Source organism: Pseudomonas sp. BP8 (genome assembly GCF_017875955.1).
Lineage (GTDB): Bacteria > Pseudomonadota > Gammaproteobacteria > Pseudomonadales > Pseudomonadaceae > Aquipseudomonas.
This window is the reverse complement of record NZ_JAGINK010000001.1, coordinates 192,495-211,411: the sequence shown is the minus strand read 5'-3', so window position 1 is coordinate 211,411 and position 18,917 is coordinate 192,495. Positions and strand designations below refer to the sequence as shown.

Genomic DNA, 18,917 nt, shown 5'->3' with positions numbered 1-18,917 from the left:
TTGCCAGGCCGGGAGATGTGCTCAGATCTGAGCGCATCAAGATGCCCCAAAACCTCGGGATATCAACCGAGGCGAAACTACCAAAATTAGTCGTCTCGACCGATTCTGGTGATATCACTGAGCGAGCCCGTTTGGTCTCAGTGAGACGATTAGGTCTCTGAACGCTCCAGCGCGTGAAAAGCATCATGTGATCGCGGCTCACATCACCGTGTAGGGATCGACACGCTGTGTAGTAATCAACACGGTGGAGATCGGTGAAATCCCAGCTGATGCCCTTTCGCGACCATCTCGTAAAAGGCCTGAGCGGGAATTACCGCTTTGGCTAAGCCATAACTCCGGCTTAGCTCGCCAACTTCTGGATTTTAAGTCCGAAAGTCGGACTACAAGCCGAGACAGACCAAATCGTCCGATTCGGACCGAAATAGGGATTTTCTGTTGAGTGAACCGATATCGGTTCAGTGAACAGGCCTGAAAGCAGATCGGCAAGGTCGCCGATGGTCTTAGCGCAAACTACCCAGATGCCGGGCAGTTATCAGATAATCAAGCGACCAGCTCACTGCCCGGTGGGTGCTACGACGAGGAGCGCACCATGTCCGTTATCGACTGCGACTACCTACCCGACCCGGAACCGATCACCTTCCCGCCTGAGCTGGCGCTACTGATCGTCAGGAAGGCCGCCGCCATGGCCGAGGCATTCGAGAGCAAGGCGCTTGACCAGATGACCGCGGACGCAAGTAGGGCGCTTCGCGATGGTATGGAGCCGCGCCGGATTATCAGGCAGATGGGGCTGTAATTACGGGATTCCCCGCAATTGCCTAGCAAGGGGTTGCTGTCATCGCAACGCCTGTTGCGCCTCACCGTTCGGGTTAGTCAGGCCCGGCTATACACGGCCCCCTGGGCATCGCTTAAACAATGGCTATACACAACTCCCCTGCCATCGCCTTGGTTGCATGACCGGTCCAGCCATGCCAGCAATCAGCGGAGTACGTCTGAGGGGGATGATTTGAGAAACGGGGAACGAACGGGGAAAAAATCTTGATAAAAACCCCAGAAACGAAAAAGGCCCACCGTGAGGTGAGCCTAAATCGTTGATCTATATGGTGCCGGCACCAGGAATCGAACCCGGGACCTACTGATTACAAGTCAGTTGCTCTACCATCTGAGCTATACCGGCACAGGGTCGTCATTATAGCTATCCGATTGCGCCTGTAAACCACTTCCTTGCAGTGATTGCATAAATACCTAAGTCACCGGCACAAAAGGAGAAAATTCCTACCAGCCTCGGTGGATGGTGTTGACGCTTGGCTCAGGCGTGCCCGGGTTGAAAAACAGCTTGTGGTTATCACAGCCGCGCTTGCGGCAAGGCGTCTCGTCCCTCAGTTGCAGGGGTCGATCATCGCTGTACGGCAGCGCATGGGCACTGCGGTCCATCTCATGTGGAGAGTGCGACGGAGCACCATTGGCACAGCCAGCCAGAACCAGGGCAAGGGCAATCAGAGCAAGTGGCTTGGGAAGGAGCACGATGTCGACGTCCGTTGGCAGGGAGTAATTGCCGCGAGTGTACCGCAACGGAGCGGCGCCAAAGCAGCTGCCAATACGCCTTTCGCACTATAGCCAGAAAAGCTTATGCACAAGCGGCATGCCAGCGTTGCGGCGAAGGCATACCGCTCGTCGCTACCGCCGGTCTTTGCGCAAAGGCCTGCTTTTGCTGGGCTTGAAGGTTTAAGGGAATAAGCAAAAGGCTCTGGGAAGCGCTCTGGATCCAAAATTGGCCGACTTTCATCAAAAGCTTGTGCACAGACTTATCCACAGGTTTTCAGCTGTTTCGTTCGGCCAAAAGCAGAAGGTTTCTCGGGGTCAGTGGATACTCGCAAAACACCCCGAGACGCACGATGTAACCCTGTTCCTGCAAATACAGCGCACGATCAAGCACCAGCCACAACTCCAGCGGGCGCCTGAACAGGTTGCGGACCCGTTCCAGATTGCGCACCTCGGCCAATCGCTGCCAGCCAGCAGCTTCCAATGCGGTCCAGTCAGGGTTGCCAGTCAGGATCAGCTGTTTGAGTTCAGCCAGGTCATGGCAGTACTGGGCAAAGGGCTTTTCCAGCCAGCTCACCGGCAGCGAGGGCGTCGGCAAGTAACTGTCGCTTTGACGCTGCTCGCGTTGCAGCAGATCAAAGCCCAGGCGGCGCGCCATTGAGGCGTCGCGCTGGCGGCGCACGCGTGCGCCGGCTGTCACGGTTTCGCTCAGGGGCAAACCGAGGTCGTCGAGGTCCAGCTGCAGGGTGGAGGCACGCGCAGGGGTCGAGAGGGCCTGGTAGTGGTCAGCCTGGATGCGGTTGTAGCAGCAAGGGGCAACGGCCACTTGTTGGCAGCCCTGGGCGGCGGCCAGCTGCAGCAGGCGGACATGCAGGTCGCCGCAGGCATGCAGGGCGACCACGCTCTTGGCGCCGTCGAGGTGGCGGGCGCTGTCGTCGGCCATCACGTCCTGGTGCAGGTGCGTGGCGGGCAGATGGTGGTGATCACTCAGGGCCTGGCCGGCGGCGACCAGGGCGGCGTCGTATTCCAGACAGGTCAGCCGCTGGCCGGGTTGCAGCAGGCGGCGGCCGAGGTGACCCTTGCCGGCGCACCAGTCGAGCCAGTGACGGGGCTGCTCGCGAAAGGCCAGGCGGCGGCTGAAGGCTTCGATCTGTTGCCATTTGCGGCCAGGGACGTTTACGTCGAGACGGTGGCCGGCGGGGGGCAGGCCAGCGTCGGGGAGTTCGCCGAGTTCGGTCAGGTGCTGGGCATGGTTGGCTAGCTGGGCGAAGGGTGCTGGGGCCAGGATTGGGTCGAGGGCGGACTCGGCGTCTTCCAGGCTGCGTTGGCGTAGCCAGCGTGACAGTGCTGGGTGTTGGGCTTCCCAGGGTAGGTGCAAGGAGGTGAAGGGGCGGGGTTTCCACAGAGATTGGTGCTCGACCAGGAACTGGTCGAGGGCGCGGAAGCGCTGGAGGAGCTGGTCGCTGTGGAGGTAGGTGGGGGGCATGATGGGTGGGTATCTGTTGGCGATGTGGGCGGCAGTGATGGCCTCTTCGCGGGGCAAGCCCGCTCCTACAGGGGAGGTGGAGACTCTGTAGGAGGGGTTTGCGTCAGCGCCCTTGGCAGGCGTCTACGCGCAACCAGCGCTCGAGCAGCTTGAAGCCTTGCACCAGCACGAACGAGATCACCAGGTAGAACACCCCGGCGGCAAAGAAGATCTCCACCGGCAGGTAGGTGCGGGCGATGATGGTCCGCGCCATGCCGGTCAGCTCGAGCAGGGTGACGGTACTGGCCAGGGCGCTGGCCTTGAGCATCAGGATCACTTCGTTGCTGTACGCCGGCAGGCCGATGCGCGAGGCGCGCGGCAGCATGATGTAGAACAGGGTCTTGCCGCGGGACATGCCCAGGGCCCGCGCAGCTTCGATCTCGCCCTTGGGAATCGCCTGCAGCGCGCCGCGCAAGATCTCGGCGATGTAGGCGGCGGTGTGCAAGGTCATGGTCAGCACGGTGCACCAGAACGGATCGCGCAGGTACGGCCACAAGGCACTGCTGCGCACCGCATCGAACTGGGCCAGGCCGTAGTACACGAGAAACAGCTGGACCAGCAGCGGCGTGCCGCGGAAGAAGAAGATGTAGCCGTAGGGCACGGCGCGCACATACCAGTGCCGCGAGGCCCGGGCGACGCCCAGCGGGATGGCCAGGATCAACCCGGCAACCACGGCGATGGCTACCAGCTCAAGCGTCAGGGTGGCACCCTGGGCCAGGCGCGGCAGCCATTTGATGATGACTTCCCAGTTCATTATTCAGCCCTCACGAAGCCGCGAGCGGCGCGTTTTTCCAGGAAGTACATGCCGGTCATGGCAACCACCGTCAGGCTCAGGTAGATGCACGCGGCGACCATGTAGAAGGTGAACGGCTCCTTGCTCACGGTCACGGCGATCTGCGAGTGACGCATGATTTCTTCAAGACCGATGACCGAGACCAGCGCGGTGTCCTTCATCAGGATCATGAACAGGTTGCCCAGGCCCGGCAGGGCGATGCGCCACATCTGCGGCAGGATGATCCGCACCAGGATGCGGCCCTTGGACATGCCCAGCGCCATGCCCGCTTCGCGGTGGCCCTTGGGGATCGCCAGGATCGCCCCGCGGAACACTTCGGTGGCATATGCGCCGAAGCACAAGCCCAGGGCAATCACCCCGGCGGCAAAGGCGCTGAGTTCCAGGCCAGGGATATTCAGAGCTTCGCCGATGCTGTTGACCAGCCCGACGGTGCCGAAATAGATCAGCAGAACCCACAGCAGTTCGGGCACGCCACGAACCAGGGTCGAGTAGAAGCCGCCAAGCCACTGCAGTGGCTTGAGCGAAGAAGTCTTGGCCAGGGCGCCGAGCAGGCCCAGGACCAGCCCCAGCAGCAAGGCGCAAAGCGCCAGTTTTACGGTCATCAGGGTGCCGGCCATCAAGGCCGGACCGAATCCGTGCAGGTCAATATTCATTGATTAGGTGCGTTCTAGGGACCGACACGCCGCAAGGGCGTGCCGGTCGGGGCGAATCATTCGATGCTGAACGGGAAGTACTTGTCGTTGATCTTCTTGTACGTACCGTCGGCTTTGATTTCTTTCAGGGCAGCGTTGAGCTTGTCGCGCAGTTCGTTGTCACCCTTGCGCACGGCGATGCCGATCTTGTCGCTGTCCAGTACCGGCTCGCCCTTGAACTCGAAGTTGCGGCCGTCGGCGCTCTTGAGCCACTCGTACTGCACGTACTTGTCGGCCAGGATGCCGTCGATGCGGCCAGAGATCAGGTCGAGGTAGGCGTTTTCCTGGGTGTCGTACAGCTTGACCTGGATGTCATCGCCATAGTTGTCTTCCAGCCAGGTGCCAGACAGGGTGGCGCGCTGGGTACCGATTACCTTGCCCTTGAGCGAGGCCTTGTCGGTCTTGAAGTCGACGTTTTTCGGTGCGATGAACTGCAGCTTGTTGGAGTAGTAGGGGTCGGTGAATTCAACCGCCTGCTTGCGCTCATCGGTGATCGACAGCGACGACACCAGGAAGTCGAACTTCTTGGCGTTGAGGGCCGGGATGATGCCGTCCCAGTCGGAGGTGACCACCGAGCAGTCGGTCTTCATCTTGGCGCACAGGGCGTCGCCGATGTCTTTGTCGAAGCCGACGACGTTACCGCTGGCATCCTTGTTGTTGAACGGCGGGTAGGCCGCTTCGATACCCATGCGCAGTTTTTCTGCAGCCAAGGCATTGGCCGAGAACACCAATGTGGCGGCAGCGGCCAGGATCAACTTCTTGTAGGTCTGCATGTATTGCTCCGTTAGCGGTGGCTGGACATGAATTGCTTGCAACGCGCCGAGTTCGGGTTTTCGAAGACCTGCTGCGGCGTTCCTTGCTCTTCGACCAGGCCCTGGTGCAGGAAGACCACTTCGCTGGACACCTGGCGGGCAAAGTTCATCTCGTGGGTTACCAGCAGCATGGTACGGCCTTCGTCGGCCAGTGCGCGGATAACGTTAAGCACTTCCTGGACCATTTCCGGATCGAGCGCTGAAGTTGGCTCGTCGAACAGGATGACCTTGGGCTTCATGGCCAGGGTCCGGGCAATCGCAGCGCGCTGCTGCTGGCCACCGGAAAGCTGGGCAGGATAGCTGTGGCGCTTGTCGTAGATGCCGACCTTGTTCAGCAGGGCTTCGGCGTGTTCGGTCGCCTCGGCCTTGCTCTGGCCGAGCACGCGGCGTGGCGCCTCGATGATGTTGTCGAGGATCGACATGTGCGGCCACAGGTTGAAATTCTGGAAGACAAAGCCGATCTCGCTGCGCAGGCGATTGATCTGGCGGTTGTCGGAGGGGATCAGGTCGCCATTTTTCGCGGCCTTGAGCTTGAGCTCTTCACCGGCGACGAGGATCTGGCCCTGATGCGGGTTCTCCAGCAGGTTGATGCAGCGCAGCAGGGTGGACTTGCCGGAGCCGGACGACCCCAGGATGGAGATAACGTCACCGTCACGAGCGGTCAGCGAAATGCCCTTGAGAATTTCCTGCGTGCCGTAGCGTTTGTGCAGGTTGCGGATTTCCAGCGCGGGCGTGGCCTGGGCCATGTGCGGTCCTCATGTGTTCGGGTGCGTTCCCAGCTGTTGGCGGCCTTCCTGGCGAGCGCCACGCTAGCATAGCGGCTCAGTGACATCCAACCGGGTCGCGGGGGGCTCGGGTCGCTGGCGGGACAGTTTGTCGCATCGCTGCAGTGCAACGTCGCGAGGATGTCCGCAAAGCCTTCGCCCAGCGCCGGAGCCTTGATGAAAAAAGGCGCGATGGTGCCAGTTTTGGGCGGGTGTGGAAAGCCATTTTGGCCGTCAAAGGCTTACTCGCGTCTATCCGCGCTGCACCGCCCCTCTACCAGCAGGTGCCCCGCGAAAGGCTCAACTCAAATCAACGGTCGAACCGGTTGCTCCTGGCGGTTGCACTTTTTCTGCATCGTTTATGTGCTCAGGTGTTACCGAGGAGCACCTTTGGTGCGTTTGTAAGTGGGTATTTCTGTAATCTGGACTTGGCATGGGGGTTTGAGGGGCTTTTGGTCAGCGCTTGGCCGAATGCCCTGCAAGCCGCGTAGTTTCTGGTTGCTGAATGAATTCAGACGAAAGTGATTCTCGCTTGGCCCAGTTATTGCCATCTGGAAAACCACTGAATGCAGTGACGCTGACTTTTACCCCAGGCGCGCTGGCAGTCATTCGTGTAGTCCACCTCCTTACAAAGGTAGTTTTATGAGCGGTAACAATTCCAACGACCTCGCTCAGGGGCTCAAACAACGGCATGTGACCATGCTGTCGATCGCGGGCGTGATTGGCGCCGGCCTGTTCGTCGGCTCCGGCCATGCCATTGCCGCCGCGGGCCCTGCCGTGCTGCTGGCCTATGCCGCCGCCGGTACCCTGGTGGTACTGGTGATGCGCATGCTCGGCGAGATGGCCATCGCCTCGCCTGACACCGGCTCTTTCTCGACCTACGCCGACCGTTCGATCGGTCGCTGGGCCGGCTTCACCATCGGTTGGCTGTACTGGTGGTTCTGGGTCCTGGTGATCCCGCTGGAGGCCAACGCCGCCGCGGCGATCCTGCATGCCTGGTTCCCGGCCGTTGACCTGTGGGCATTCTCCTTGCTGATCACCTTGGCGCTGACCGCCACCAACCTGTGCAGCGTGAAGAACTACGGCGAGTTCGAGTTCTGGTTCGCCCTGCTCAAGGTGCTGGCGATCATCGGTTTCATCGTGGTCGGTTGTGCGGCCATGTTCGGCATGGTGCCGAGCAGCCAGATCAGCGGTGCCAGCCACCTGTTCGATACCCAGGGCTTCATGCCCAATGGCCTCGGCGCCGTGCTGGCGGCCATGCTGACCACCATGTTCTCGTTCATGGGTACCGAGATCGTCACCATTGCTGCGGCCGAGTCGAAAGACCCAGGCAAGCAGATCAGCCGCGCCACCAACTCGGTGATCTGGCGTATCTGCCTGTTCTACCTGGTGTCGATCTTCCTGGTGGTGGCCCTGGTGCCATGGAACGACCCGGCCCTGGCCGAGACCGGCTCCTACCAGACCGTGCTGAGCCGTATTGGCGTGCCTAACGCCAAGCTGATCGTCGATATCGTCGTGCTGATCGCCGTGACCAGTTGCCTGAACTCGGCGCTGTACACCTCTTCGCGCATGCTGTTCTCGCTGAGCAAGCGCGGTGACGCTCCGGCGGTCGCCCAGCGCACCACCAAGGCCGGTACCCCGCACTGGGCGGTGATGTTGTCGACGGCGGCGGCCTTCCTCTGCGTGTTCGCCAACTTCGTTGCGCCGGCCCAGGTGTTCGAGTTCCTGTTGGCCAGCTCCGGTGCCATTGCGCTGCTGGTGTACCTGGTGATTGCCGTTTCGCAATTGCGCATGCGCAGCCAGCGTGAAGCGCGTGGCGAGCAGATCGACTTCAAGATGTGGCTGTTCCCAGGGCTGACCTGGGTGACTATCGCTTTCATTGTCGCGGTGCTGGTGGTGATGGCGATTCGTCCGGATCACCGTGTCGAAATCATCGCTACGGCGTTGTTGAGCATCGGTGTGGTGGCGGCGGGCTTGCTGGTGCATCGCAAGCGCAAGGCTGAAGAAGCGGCAGGGCGGGTAGCGCTGGATAGCTGATTCGCGCTGCTTGCAATGAAAAAGGCCACGCCCTGTGAGGGGCGTGGCCTTTTTGTTGGTCTGTACCGGCCTCTTCGCGGGACAAGCCCGCTCCTACAGGGATCGCGCCGCTCTCAGGCCATGCGCAAGACATCTGTGGGAGCGGCCTTGTGTCGCGAAAGGGCTGCGCAGCAGCCCCTGCATTCTTGAGCGAACACCATTAGGACAAGCCCACGAAGAAGCCACTAAGACTTCAGCCGAACTGCTTCTGCTGTTGCTTGGCCACCACTTCCGAGGCCGCGATGTAGGCGTCCTGGAACTCGTCGCTCTCCAGCCAGGCCATGGTGGTCTCTTCGTCGGCGCCGTCGAGCCAGGTGCGGTAGGCGGTGAACACCAGCACGATGTAGTCGGTGGCGTGCTCTTCCTTGTGGCCCTTGAGTACCAGGGTCAGCAGCGGGTCGACCAGGAATACCGAGATCATCGAGACCAGGCTGGTTTCCTGCGCCGCTTTCATCTTCTCGAACATGTCTTTGTAGCTGTCCGACTCCATCGCCTTGTTGAAGATCTGCTCGACGCTGGCGCTGTCGCCGGCGCTGGCCTTGACCGCCTGGCCGCTGCGCACCATGCGGTTTTGCTTGGCCTTGATGGCGGCGCGTTTGGCGCGTTTCTGTTGCTTGGTATTGGTGGCCATGGGGCTGGAAATCCTTGGGGGCGAAAATGTGCGTATTGAATCGTACTTGCCGAGGAAACCCAAGCAGCAAGCAATGGTCTCAGGCAGGCTTGCGGATATCCGGTATCTATTGATGAGGTTTCAGGGATGAAAACAGCGATCTCGCTTGGCCTGCTGGCTGTGGCGCTCTCCGGCTGCGGCAACATTGCTGCGGTCAAATCGTTCAACACCCCCTACGGCTCGCCGGTTGCGGGCGATACCGCAAGGCTGCGGGTTATCGCCAATGGCATGGTGCGTGCTGTGCCGGAAAAGGACTGCGTGGACTGGTACAGCCCTGGCGCGGGGGTGATCGTGGTGCCCACCAAAGGCTTCGCCGACCGTAACGGCGAGAACCTGGGCATGCCTGCCAGCGCGGCGGTGCAGGCGAATGATGCCGTCAGCGAGGTGCTGGTCCCGGCGGGTAAGCCCTTTACCTTGCACTTTCTCGATGGCGGCCGGTCGGTCGGGTATGACACGGTGCAGAACTGCCTGGGGATGTTCTCGTTCGTGCCGGAAAAGGGCGCTGACTATGAGTTCGTCGTGCATGGCTACAGTGCCTGCGATGGGTCGCTCAAACGCTTGGGGGAAACTCAGGAAGTGCCCAAGCGCAAGGCTGACTATTGCAGTGCCATTGCCAACTTCTAAGCCTTCAGGCTTGCGGCGCCAGCTCGTCCTCCTCGAAGCCGCGTGAGGCGCGCCCCACCAGTTGTGCGTCCGGCGCATAGGCAACGTTGGGATCCTTGCCGGGGTAATCCAGCGAATGCAGGAAGTGCCGGATGCAGTTGATCCGTGCGCGTTTCTTGTCGTCCGACTTGATCACCGTCCACGGCGCATCGGCGGTATCGGTGTGGAAGAACATCGCTTCCTTGGCTGCGGTGTAGTCATCCCACTTGTCCAGTGACTTGATATCGATCGGCGACAGCTTCCAGTGCTTGAGCGGATCGTCCCGGCGGGAGATGAAGCGGCGCAGCTGCTCTTCGCGGTTGACCGAGAACCAGTACTTGAACAGCAGGATGCCGCTGTTGCAGAGCATCCGCTCCAGCTCCGGCGCCTGGCGCATGAATTCCAGGTACTGCACCGGCGTGCAGAACTCCATCACCCGCTCGACGCCGGCGCGGTTGTACCAGGAGCGGTCGAAGAAGACCATTTCACCCGCCGTCGGCAGGTGCTGGACATAGCGCTGGAAGTACCACTGACCCTTCTCCTGCTCGGAAGGCTTCTCCAGCGCCACGATGCGTGCGCCGCGCGGATTCAGGTGCTCCATGAAGCGCTTGATGGTGCCGCCCTTGCCCGCTGCGTCACGACCCTCGAACAGCACTACCACGCGCTGGCCGGTTTCTCTTACCCAGCTCTGCACCTTGAGCAGCTCGATCTGCAGGGCGTGCTTGGTCTTCTCGTACTCACTGCGCCGCAGGCGGCTGCTGTAGGGGTAGCTGGCGGGCAGGCGGGCGCTGGTGCTGTCCTCGTTGCTGCCCTTGCGAGCGGTAGCCACTTGCAGCGCTGCCGGTTGCTGGCTGACGGTGAGGATGCTGGCGTCGGGCGTGGGCTTGGCGGCGGGTTTGCGCTGGCGGGGGCGGCGCGTACGGGCAGGCGGGGAGGGTGGCAGAAGCGGGGTGGATTCGTCGCTCATGGAAGTCCTTGCGGGTCGATTCGAGTGTCCACCTGGAATTTTAAGGGAGAGGGGGTGATGGCTGTTTGATGTCGGTCAATGTGCGGATGGCGCAACCGAGAGCGTTTCATGAGCAGGCCGGGCGGCATAAACAGATTGAAACAGACTCAAATTGATGTAGTGTGAACTGTAGTTTACATTTTTTTCATGCACACATTAATTCAGACTGACGCGTACAGAAGGTGGTTTGCTGCGCTGCGAGATGCTCGTGCCCAAGCTCGGATCAACGTGCGGCTACGTCGAGTGGAGCTGGGGATGATCGGCGACAGTAAGCCGGTAGGTGAAGGCGTCTCCGAGCTGCGGATCGACTACGGCCCAGGCTATCGGGTGTACTTCATCCAGCGAGGCAGCGAAGTGATCATCCTTCTGGCCGGCGGCGACAAGGCTAGCCAGGCGAGGGATATCAGATCTGCACTGAAGCTGGCACGCGATCTTTAGGAGGCCGCCATGAGCACTATCAAATTGACCAGATGGGATGCTGCAGACCATTTGAAAACAGACCAGGACGTGGCTTTGTACCTTGAGGCCTGCCTTGAAGAAAACGATCCAGCGTTGCTTGCAGCTGCCTTGGGCGATGTGGCCCGTGCGCGTGGGATGAGTCAGCTGGCGCGCGATACGGGTCTGACCCGCGAAGGGTTGTACAAGGCGTTGTCAGCTGAGGGTAATCCCAGCCTGGCGACGATCATGAAGGTCATGGCGGCGCTTGGTGTGAAGCTGCATGCCGAAGTGCTGCCTCGCGTTGCGGGGTAGGCGGGGGCAGGTGTGGATATGACGGCGAGGCCTGGGGCCGCTGGTTCCAGGGCAAAAATCTCAGACAACAAAAAACCCGCACTAGGCGGGTTTCTTGTGTCGCTTCGGGTAACTTTGCAACCACCAGAAGCTGAAGGTGGTGCCCAGAGACGGAGTCGAACCGCCGACACGAGGATTTTCAATCCTCTGCTCTACCGACTGAGCTATCTGGGCGACGGGGCGAATTAAATAGCTTTTCAGACCTAGCGTCAACGACTTTTTGAAAATTTATTAAATTAATTCCGTCGCTTACGATTTTACCGGGTCATTCCGAAGGTGGAACGTAGCCTTCGGCCTTGGCGTAGTCCTCGCCGGAGAAGTACTTGTCCATCTCCAGCTGGAGGAATTTACGGTCCTCGGCGTTCATCATGTTCAGACGCTTCTCGTTGATCAGCAGGGTCTGGTGTTTCTGCCAGTCGCTCCAGGCCTTCTGCGAGATGTGTTCGAAGATGTCCTGGCCCTTGGCGCCCGGGTACGGCGGGCGGTCGAGGCCTGGCAGTTCTTCGTGGTACTTGCGGCACATAACAGTGCGGGTCATCGGGACTCTCCTGCAATCAATTCGTCAGCCGCACGTTTGAGCAGCTTCTTCACCGGGGCGGCGAGGCCCAGGCGCGGCGGGGTGGCGAGGTTATACCAGAGCCAGTCAGGCTCGGCCACGTGCGTGCCGAGCGGGTCGACGCGCACCAGCCACGGCTCGATGGCCAGCTGGAAGTGGCTGAAGGTGTGGGTCAGACCGTCCAGAGCCTGGCTGGCGGTCTGGCGCAGACCGTGCTGGTAGACGAGGTCGTCGAGCTGCTCGAGGGTGTCCAGCTCAGGCAAGCTCCACAGGCCGCCCCAGAGGCCGCTGGATGGGCGTCGGTAGAGCAGGATGGCGCCGTCGTGGTTGGCCAGCATCGGCATCAGCGTGCGCCGCTGGGGCAGGGCCTTGCGCGGCTTCGGCTCGGGGTAGCGGGTCGGCTCGCCGAGCATGTGCGCCTCGCAGCCGCGCTGCAGCGGGCAGATCAGGCAGCTGGGCTTGCTGCGGGTGCACAGTGTCGCGCCGAGGTCCATCACCGCTTGCGTGTAGTGGTTGGCGCGGGTGTGTGGCGTGTAGCGCTCGGCAGTGGCCCACAAGGCGTTGGCCACCTTCGGCTCGCCCGGGTAACCGCCCTGGGCGGTGAAACGCGCCAGCACGCGCTTGACGTTGCCGTCGAGGATCGGCGCGCGGATGCCCATGCTGATGCTGGCGATCGCGCCTGCGGTCGAGCGGCCGATGCCGGGCAGCTCGGTGAGTTGCTCGACGCTGCGCGGAAACTCGCCGCCGTGCTGGTTGACGACGATCTGCGCGGCCTTCTGCAGGTTGCGTGCGCGGGTGTAATAGCCCAGCCCGGTCCACAGGTGCAGCACTTCGTCTTCCGGCGCTTCAGCCAGGGCCTGCACGGTGGGCAGGGCCTGCATGAAGCGGTCGAAATAGTTCAGCACGGTGCTGACCTGGGTCTGCTGCAGCATGATTTCCGACACCCACACCCGGTAGGGGTTGATGCCCTGCTGCCACGGCAGATCATGCCGGCCGTGCTGGTCGTACCAATCCAGGACAGCGCTGGAGAACTGCTGGGGGCTCATCGCTTGAACAGCCCCTTGAGTGCGTCTTTCAATTCAGGGCTCACTTTGTCTCCAAGTTTCTCATCGAGCTTTTCATCGATCTTGTCTTTCAGGCGGTTGCCGGCCAGCTTGGCGGCCACCTTGCCCAGGCCGTCCTGGTCCAGGCGGCAGGCCTTGGCGCCCAGCTCCAGCGGGCCACGGCAGCGCAGCGGCAATTCGACACCGACATAGCGCTCGTTGACCTGGCAGGCCGGGTCGGGCATGGCCCGCTGGTCGCCTTCGACGACGACGCCAACCCGGTAGTCCATGCCCAGCACACGCAGGTCGAGATCGCCCTGGCCGTTGACGGTCAGGCCGGGAATCCGCGCCTTGAGGTCCGGGTTGCTGGCAACGCCATTGCGTATCACCAGGCTGCCGCGCAACTCCTCGAACGGCGTGTCCTTGCCGCGTGGGTCACCGCTCAGTTGTTTGCGGTTGAGGGTGGCGATGGCCTGGCACAGTTGCTGTTCAAGGTTGGCATTGACCAACACACCGTCGTTGATGGTGAAATTGGCATTGCCGTTGAGGGTATCGATCAGCGCCTTTTGGCTGTTGCCAGTGGCGGTCAAGTCGCTGGTCAGGGTCAGCAGGCCTTTGACCGGAGGCGACTGCTCAGGGTTGTCGGACTTGATGAAGTGCTCGACCGGCACGCGGCTGATCTTGGTGTTGACCCCAAGCTGCGGCACCGCAGGGCGCACGTCGACCGTGCCCTTGGCCTCGAAGCTGCCGTTGTAGAGGCCGCCGCGCAAGCTTTGCAGGGTCACCAGGCCGCCTTGACCATTGGCCTTGAGCTGAGCGTCGGTGATCGGCAGTTTGTCCAGGGTGAGGGCGCCGAAGCTGACATCGGCTTGCAGGTCGAGGGCGCGCAGGCGATCGACCGGCAGCAGCTTGTCGGTGCTCCAGGCGCCTTGGGTCGGGGCGTTGGGCAGCGGCGAGCTGCCAGCCCCGGCGACGGCGCTGGCTTCCTGTTGCTTGACCTCGGCCTGGCGCGCGGCGGTGGCGCCCTTGGCCTGCTCACTTTTGGCCGGGAAGTAGCGGTCGGCGTCGAACTTGTCGCCCTTGAGCTGCACGCGCAGCGCCTGTTTGGCGAAGTCTTCGACGGCCACGCGACCGCTGAAGCTGCTGTCGTCGAGCTTCACCGCAAGATCTTCCAGAGCCAGGCTGTTCGGGCTGGCGGCAATGCGGCTGACCAGTTCCAGCTTGGCAAAGGCAGCCGGGTCGGCGGTGGCGGGCAGCGGATGACCGATGCCGTCGAGGAAGGTGCGCAGGTCGAACTGGGCGATCGACAGCCCGCCGCTGACCAGTGGCGTCTTGTCCAGTTCGCGCACATTCAGGTCGCCGAGGGCGCGCAGCTGGTTGGCGGAAATCTTCAGACCGCTCCACGAGGCGACGTTGGCGCCCAGGTCGACCAGTAATTGGCCTTGGGCATTGAAGGTGAGGGTCTTGCCCGCCAGTGGCTCACCCGAGGTTTCGCCGGACAGACGCAGGTCTTCAAGGTTGTAGCGCTTGAGCTTGCGATCAAAGCGCAGCTCGCCACTCAGTTCGGTACGGGCCTTCATGTTCGGCTGTGCGGCACTGAGGAAGGCGCTGGCCTTGAGCGGGATGTTTGCCCCCTCGTGGACCGGGCCGGTGCTCAACTGGATGCTTTCGGCGCTGTAGCTCTGGCCGGTCTTGGCATCGGTGTACTGCACCCGGGCGTTATTCACGGTCAGGCTGTCGATGTCCAGTTTGACGGCACGCTCGCTGGCGCTGTCCTGCACTGCAGGCTCACCGGCCGGCGTTGGCGCTGGCGTATCGGCTGTGCCGGAGGCCGGTGCGGGCAGCGGCTTGCCGATGTCCTGCCAGTTGCCGTGGCCGTTTTCATCACGGACCAGGCTCAGGTTCAGCCCCTCGACGCGCACATCGCTCATCTGCACCTCGCGGCGCAGCAACGGCAGGACCCGCACCGACAGACCAAGCATCTGCAGATCGGCGAACGGCTCGGTGGGCTTGTTCAGGGTCGCGACGCTGGCTTCATGCAGCTCCAGGCCTAGCCAGGGGAACAGGCTCCAGCCGATATCGCCATTGAGGGTCAGCTCGACGTGGGCCTTGTCGCGCGCCAGTTGGCGAATCTCGTCTTTATAGTCGTTGGGATCGAAGAGGTGGGTCAGGGCAAAGCCCAGTGCCACGATGATCAGCAGCAACCCGAGAAGCCCCAGCCCCAGGATTTTGCCGAACGCTTTCATGGGCGAGTCCTTGTAGTCCGAAATGTTGAAAATTCAAGCGGCAGAGTATAGCGCCGCACGTAGGTGCTGTTGGAAATTGCCCGGCCAGCTGGCACAGCGCTGAATGGCACCGGCTGGGCCGGTGTTCCGGGTCAAACCCGCTCCTGCAGGATTGTCCTTATCCGAATTTCGACCGCCATGTCTGGGACAGTTCATTAAACGTACTCGGCAGCCCGAAAAATAACGATATCAGATTGCTTTCATTGAGCGTTTCAGCTGCTAATCTTGCGCCGCTTTCGGAGCATTACGCGACGTATTGTCGCGGTTTGCCCCAAAATGGCCGAACAGATTACAAGAGGAAACACCATGAGCAGCAGTATCACGGCAGGAGAAGCGGCCCGCGCGCCAGGCTTCCTGTCGAAGGAGCGCATCATCGCCCGCCCGGGCTTCAACCGCTGGCTGGTACCGCCGGCAGCCCTGGCCATTCACCTGTGCATCGGCATGGCCTACGGTTTCTCGGTGTTCTGGCTGCCGCTGTCGCAGGCGCTTGGCGTCAGTGCACCGGTTGTCTGCGCGGCAGACATGGGCTTCGTCGCCCGGCTGTTCAGCGCCGAATGCGACTGGCCGATCTCGATGTTGAGCTGGATCTATACGCTGTTCTTCGTCTTCCTCGGTTGCTCGGCAGCCGTATTGGGCGGCTGGCTCGAGCACGCCGGCCCGCGCAAGGCTGGCCTGGTGTCGGCGCTGTGCTGGTGCGGTGGCCTGCTGATTTCGGCGATCGGGGTCAAAACCCACCAGTTGTGGCTGATGTGGCTGGGCTCTGGGGTGATCGGTGGTATCGGTCTGGGCTTGGGCTATATCTCGCCGGTGTCGACCTTGATCAAGTGGTTCCCGGACAAGCGCGGCATGGCCACCGGCATGGCGATCATGGGCTTCGGCGGCGGAGCAATGGTCGGCGCACCGCTGGCAACGGCGCTGATGGGCCACTTCGGCAGCGCCCAGGAAGTCGGTGTGTGGCAGAGCTTCGTTGCCATGGCGGTCATCTACTTCGTGTTCATGACTGCAGGCGCCCTGGCCTACCGCGTGCCGCCGACCGGCTGGAAGCCTGAGGGCTGGACGCCGCCGGCGAAAAAAGCCAACGCGATGGTCACCGACCGTCACGTGCACGTCAGCGTCGCCTGGAAAACCCCGCAGTTCGCCCTGGTCTGGCTGGTGCTGTGCCTGAACGTATCGGCCGGTATCGGTATTCTCGGCATGGCCTCGCCACTGCTGCAGGAAGTGTTCGCCGGCAAGCTGCTGGGCAACGAGCTGACCTTCAGTGAGCTCAACAGCGCACAACTGGCGCAAATCGCCGCGATTGCAGCTGGCTTTACCGGCCTGCTCAGCCTGTTCAACATCGGCGGGCGATTCTTCTGGGCGTCGTTCTCCGACTATATTGGCCGCAAGAACACCTACTTCGCCTTCTTCGCATTGGGCGTGGGCCTCTACAGCCTGGTGCCGAACATGGGCCACCTGGGCAACGTGGCGCTGTTCGTGGCGGCGTTCTGCATCATTCTGTCGATGTACGGCGGTGGTTTTGCCACGGTGCCGGCTTACCTGGCCGACCTGTTCGGCACGCAGATGGTCGGCGCGATCCATGGCCGGCTGTTGACCGCTTGGGCGGCAGCGGGCGTGCTCGGGCCGGTGCTGATCACCTATCTGCGCGAGTCGCAACTGGCGGCGGGCGTCGAGCGCGCGGCGGCATACGACATGACCCTGTACATCCTCGCTGGCTTGTTGGTGCTGGGCTTTATCTGCAACGCACTGGTGCGGCCGGTGGCCGACAAGTACTTCATGACCGATGCCGAGCTGGCCGCCGAGCGGGCGCTGAGCCATGACAAGGGTGCCGACAGTGCGCGGGCGCTGGAGTGGCATGCCGCGCCGGGGAGCCTGCCGCTGGTGCTGGTGGCCTGGGCGGTGGTGGTGATTCCGCTGGCGTGGGGCGTGTGGATTACCTTGCAGAAGACGGCTGTGCTGTTCCACTGATAGAGCGGGACCCAGCGGATCCTGTAGGCGCGGGCCTGCCCCGCGAAGAGGCCGGCCCGGGCACAGTGGTGCCTGGCACCGGCCTCGCCGGTGTTCGCGGGGCAAGCCCGCTCCTACAGGGGTTGCGCTGCCCTTACGTCATGCATGGGTACGCTTTCGCACTGCCATATGTCATCCGCGTTTCAAGCGGGCGCGTTCTAGGCCTATAATGATCGCCTTTTCGCCCAATGATTTTGCGGAGCTGGTGATGGTCGAACGTAAGGCTTCCGTCGAGCGCAATACCCTGGAAACCCAGGTGAAGGCCTCGATCAACCTCGATGGCAGTGGCAAGGCCCGATTCGATATCGGTGTGCCTTTCCTTGAACACATGCTCGACCAGATCGCCCGGCACGGGCTGATCGATCTGGACATCGAGTGCAAGGGCGACCTGCACATCGATGACCACCACACTGTCGAAGACGTCGGCATCACCCTCGGCCAGGCGTTTGCCCAGGCCATCGGTGACAAGAAAGGCATCTTCCGCTACGGCCATGCCTATGTGCCGCTGGACGAAGCCCTGTCGCGTGTGGTGATCGACTTCTCCGGCCGTCCTGGCCTGCAGATGCACGTGCCCTACACCCGCGCTTCGGTCGGTGGTTTTGACGTCGACCTGTTCCAGGAGTTCTTCCAGGGCTTCGTCAACCATGCCCTGGTCACCCTGCACATCGACAACCTGCGTGGGCACAACACCCACCACCAGATCGAGACCGTGTTCAAGGCCTTCGGTCGCGCCCTGCGCATGGCCGTGACTCAGGACGAGCGCATGGCCGGGCAGATGCCGTCGACCAAGGGATGCCTGTAAATGCAGACGGTAGCCGTAATCGACTACGGTATGGGCAACCTGCACTCGGTGGCCAAGGCGCTTGAGCACGTCGGCGCCGGCAAAGTGCTGGTTACCAGCGACGCCGCCGTGATTCGCGAAGCCGACCGGGTGGTATTCCCCGGCGTCGGCGCGATTCGCGACTGCATGGCCGAGATCCGCCGCCTGGGCTTCGACAGCCTGGTCCGCGAGGTCAGCCAGGACCGGCCGTTTCTCGGTATCTGCGTGGGCATGCAAGCGCTGCTCGAGCACAGCGAAGAGAACGACGGCGTCGACTGCATTGGTCTGTTCCCCGGCCAGGTGAAGTTCTTCGGCAAGGACCTGCAAGAAGACGGCGAGCATCTCAAGGTGCCGCACATGGGTTGGAACGAAGTCAGCCACGCGGTCGAACACCCGCTCTGGCATGACATCCCCGACCGCGCGCGCTTCTACTTCGTGCACAGCTACTACATCAACGCCGGCAAGCCAGGCCAGGTAGTCGGCCGCGGCCACTACGGCGTCGACTTCGCTGCAGCGTTGGCCGAAGGTTCGCGCTTTGCCGTGCAGTTCCACCCAGAGAAGAGCCACACCCATGGCCTGCAGTTGCTGCAGAACTTCGCTGCCTGGGATGGGCGCTGGTAAATGAGCAAGTCGCGGACCAAGGCACCGATCATAACCCTGGCCCCCGAGCAGGAGCGTGAAGCGCTCGATACGCTCAAGCGCTTTCTCGAAGACCGCTTCGAGCTTGAGCTGGGGTCATTCGAGGTGGCCGAGGTCCTCGACCTGTTCAGCAAGGAAATTGCACCCCATTACTACAACAGGGCGATTGCCGATGTTCAGCTGCACCTCAAGGAGCGGTTCGAGAGCATCGAAAGCGACCTGTGGGCGCTCGAGAAGCCCTGAACTCCAACGATTAGACAGG

General features: G+C 61.9%; 20 protein-coding genes and 2 tRNA genes. 9 read left to right on the top strand and 13 right to left on the bottom strand.

What is annotated here, in order from left to right:
- Positions 1–589 precede the first annotated feature (589 nt).
- Positions 590–793 (top strand): hypothetical protein, encoded by a 204-nt coding sequence (locus J3B00_RS00905; RefSeq protein ID WP_209862246.1) that lies wholly within the window; start codon positions 590–592, stop codon positions 791–793.
- A gap of 305 nt (positions 794–1,098) precedes the next feature.
- On the opposite strand, the gene J3B00_RS00900 is transcribed toward J3B00_RS00905, so the two are convergent.
- From J3B00_RS00900 to J3B00_RS00875, 7 genes are all read right to left on the bottom strand, one after another.
- A tRNA-Thr gene (locus J3B00_RS00900) sits at positions 1,099–1,174 on the bottom strand.
- Positions 1,175–1,272: 98 nt separating this feature from the next.
- Entirely contained in the window at positions 1,273–1,521 is a 249-nt protein-coding gene (locus tag J3B00_RS26485) for a hypothetical protein (protein WP_348635928.1), read from the bottom strand.
- 295 nt (positions 1,522–1,816) lie between these two features.
- Positions 1,817–3,025 (bottom strand): methyltransferase, encoded by a 1,209-nt coding sequence (locus J3B00_RS00895; RefSeq protein WP_209862243.1) that lies wholly within the window; start codon positions 3,023–3,025, stop codon positions 1,817–1,819.
- 103 nt (positions 3,026–3,128) lie between these two features.
- Positions 3,129–3,818 carry an ABC transporter permease gene (locus J3B00_RS00890; protein WP_209862240.1) on the bottom strand — a complete coding sequence of 230 codons (690 nt, stop codon included), beginning with the start codon at positions 3,816–3,818 and terminating at the stop codon, positions 3,129–3,131.
- A complete protein-coding gene (locus J3B00_RS00885; protein ID WP_209862238.1) occupies positions 3,818–4,510 on the bottom strand; it encodes an ABC transporter permease in 693 nt (230 codons plus the stop codon). Before J3B00_RS00885 ends, J3B00_RS00890 begins: the two co-directional genes overlap by 1 nt.
- Positions 4,511–4,566: 56 nt before the next feature.
- Positions 4,567–5,322: an ABC transporter substrate-binding protein gene (locus tag J3B00_RS00880; RefSeq protein WP_209862234.1), complete on the bottom strand. Its 756-nt coding sequence runs from the start codon at positions 5,320–5,322 to the stop codon at positions 4,567–4,569.
- A gap of 11 nt (positions 5,323–5,333) precedes the next feature.
- Positions 5,334–6,107, bottom strand: a complete 774-nt coding sequence (locus J3B00_RS00875; RefSeq protein WP_209862230.1) for an ABC transporter ATP-binding protein — start codon at positions 6,105–6,107, stop codon at positions 5,334–5,336.
- 660 nt (positions 6,108–6,767) lie between these two features.
- On the opposite strand from J3B00_RS00875, the gene gabP reads away from it, so the two are divergent.
- Entirely contained in the window at positions 6,768–8,162 is a 1,395-nt protein-coding gene (gene gabP / locus J3B00_RS00870) for a GABA permease (RefSeq protein WP_209862226.1), read from the top strand.
- 232 nt (positions 8,163–8,394) lie between these two features.
- Here gabP and J3B00_RS00865 read toward each other — a convergent pair whose 3' ends face one another.
- Positions 8,395–8,832 (bottom strand): hypothetical protein, encoded by a 438-nt coding sequence (locus J3B00_RS00865; RefSeq protein ID WP_209862223.1) that lies wholly within the window; start codon positions 8,830–8,832, stop codon positions 8,395–8,397.
- Positions 8,833–8,958: 126 nt separating this feature from the next.
- On the opposite strand from J3B00_RS00865, the gene J3B00_RS00860 reads away from it, so the two are divergent.
- Positions 8,959–9,495, top strand: a complete 537-nt coding sequence (locus J3B00_RS00860; RefSeq protein WP_209862220.1) for a hypothetical protein — start codon at positions 8,959–8,961, stop codon at positions 9,493–9,495.
- A gap of 4 nt (positions 9,496–9,499) precedes the next feature.
- On the opposite strand, the gene ppk2 is transcribed toward J3B00_RS00860, so the two are convergent.
- Complete coding sequence (gene ppk2, locus J3B00_RS00855; protein ID WP_245362461.1) at positions 9,500–10,480, bottom strand: polyphosphate kinase 2; 981 nt, start codon at positions 10,478–10,480, stop codon at positions 9,500–9,502.
- Positions 10,481–10,666: 186 nt separating this feature from the next.
- Here ppk2 and J3B00_RS00850 point away from each other — a divergent pair, with 186 nt between their 5' ends.
- Together J3B00_RS00850 and J3B00_RS00845 are read left to right on the top strand one after the other, a co-directional pair.
- Positions 10,667–10,957: a type II toxin-antitoxin system RelE/ParE family toxin gene (locus tag J3B00_RS00850; RefSeq protein WP_209862217.1), complete on the top strand. Its 291-nt coding sequence runs from the start codon at positions 10,667–10,669 to the stop codon at positions 10,955–10,957.
- Between the two features lie 9 nt (positions 10,958–10,966).
- On the top strand, positions 10,967–11,269 hold the full coding sequence (locus J3B00_RS00845) for an addiction module antidote protein (RefSeq protein WP_209862213.1): 303 nt from the start codon (positions 10,967–10,969) through the stop codon (positions 11,267–11,269).
- A 137-nt stretch (positions 11,270–11,406) separates the two neighbouring features.
- Here J3B00_RS00845 and J3B00_RS00840 read toward each other — a convergent pair.
- The 4 genes from J3B00_RS00840 to J3B00_RS00825 form a co-directional block, all read right to left on the bottom strand.
- Positions 11,407–11,482, bottom strand: a tRNA-Phe gene (locus J3B00_RS00840).
- Between the two features lie 91 nt (positions 11,483–11,573).
- Positions 11,574–11,846, bottom strand: a complete 273-nt coding sequence (locus tag J3B00_RS00835; protein WP_209862209.1) for an oxidative damage protection protein — start codon at positions 11,844–11,846, stop codon at positions 11,574–11,576.
- Positions 11,843–12,910 (bottom strand): A/G-specific adenine glycosylase, encoded by a 1,068-nt coding sequence (gene mutY, locus J3B00_RS00830; RefSeq protein ID WP_209862206.1) that lies wholly within the window; start codon positions 12,908–12,910, stop codon positions 11,843–11,845. Before mutY ends, J3B00_RS00835 begins: the two co-directional genes overlap by 4 nt.
- Entirely contained in the window at positions 12,907–15,153 is a 2,247-nt protein-coding gene (locus J3B00_RS00825) for an AsmA family protein (RefSeq protein ID WP_209862202.1), read from the bottom strand. The genes mutY and J3B00_RS00825 overlap by 4 nt, the downstream gene beginning before the upstream one ends.
- A gap of 345 nt (positions 15,154–15,498) precedes the next feature.
- Here J3B00_RS00825 and J3B00_RS00820 point away from each other — a divergent pair, with 345 nt between their 5' ends.
- The 4 genes from J3B00_RS00820 to J3B00_RS00805 all read left to right on the top strand — a co-directional run bounded on the left by J3B00_RS00820 (position 15,499) and on the right by J3B00_RS00805 (position 18,898).
- On the top strand, positions 15,499–17,157 hold the full coding sequence (locus J3B00_RS00820; RefSeq protein ID WP_209862199.1) for an OFA family MFS transporter: 1,659 nt from the start codon (positions 15,499–15,501) through the stop codon (positions 17,155–17,157).
- A 247-nt stretch (positions 17,158–17,404) separates the two neighbouring features.
- On the top strand, positions 17,405–17,998 hold the full coding sequence (gene hisB / locus J3B00_RS00815) for an imidazoleglycerol-phosphate dehydratase HisB (protein WP_209862196.1): 594 nt from the start codon (positions 17,405–17,407) through the stop codon (positions 17,996–17,998).
- Positions 17,999–18,637: an imidazole glycerol phosphate synthase subunit HisH gene (gene hisH / locus J3B00_RS00810; RefSeq protein WP_209862193.1), complete on the top strand. Its 639-nt coding sequence runs from the start codon at positions 17,999–18,001 to the stop codon at positions 18,635–18,637. It abuts the gene before it with no gap.
- Positions 18,638–18,898, top strand: coding sequence for a DUF2164 domain-containing protein (locus J3B00_RS00805; protein ID WP_186552794.1), 261 nt, complete (start codon positions 18,638–18,640; stop codon positions 18,896–18,898).
- Positions 18,899–18,917: the final 19 nt, after the last annotated feature.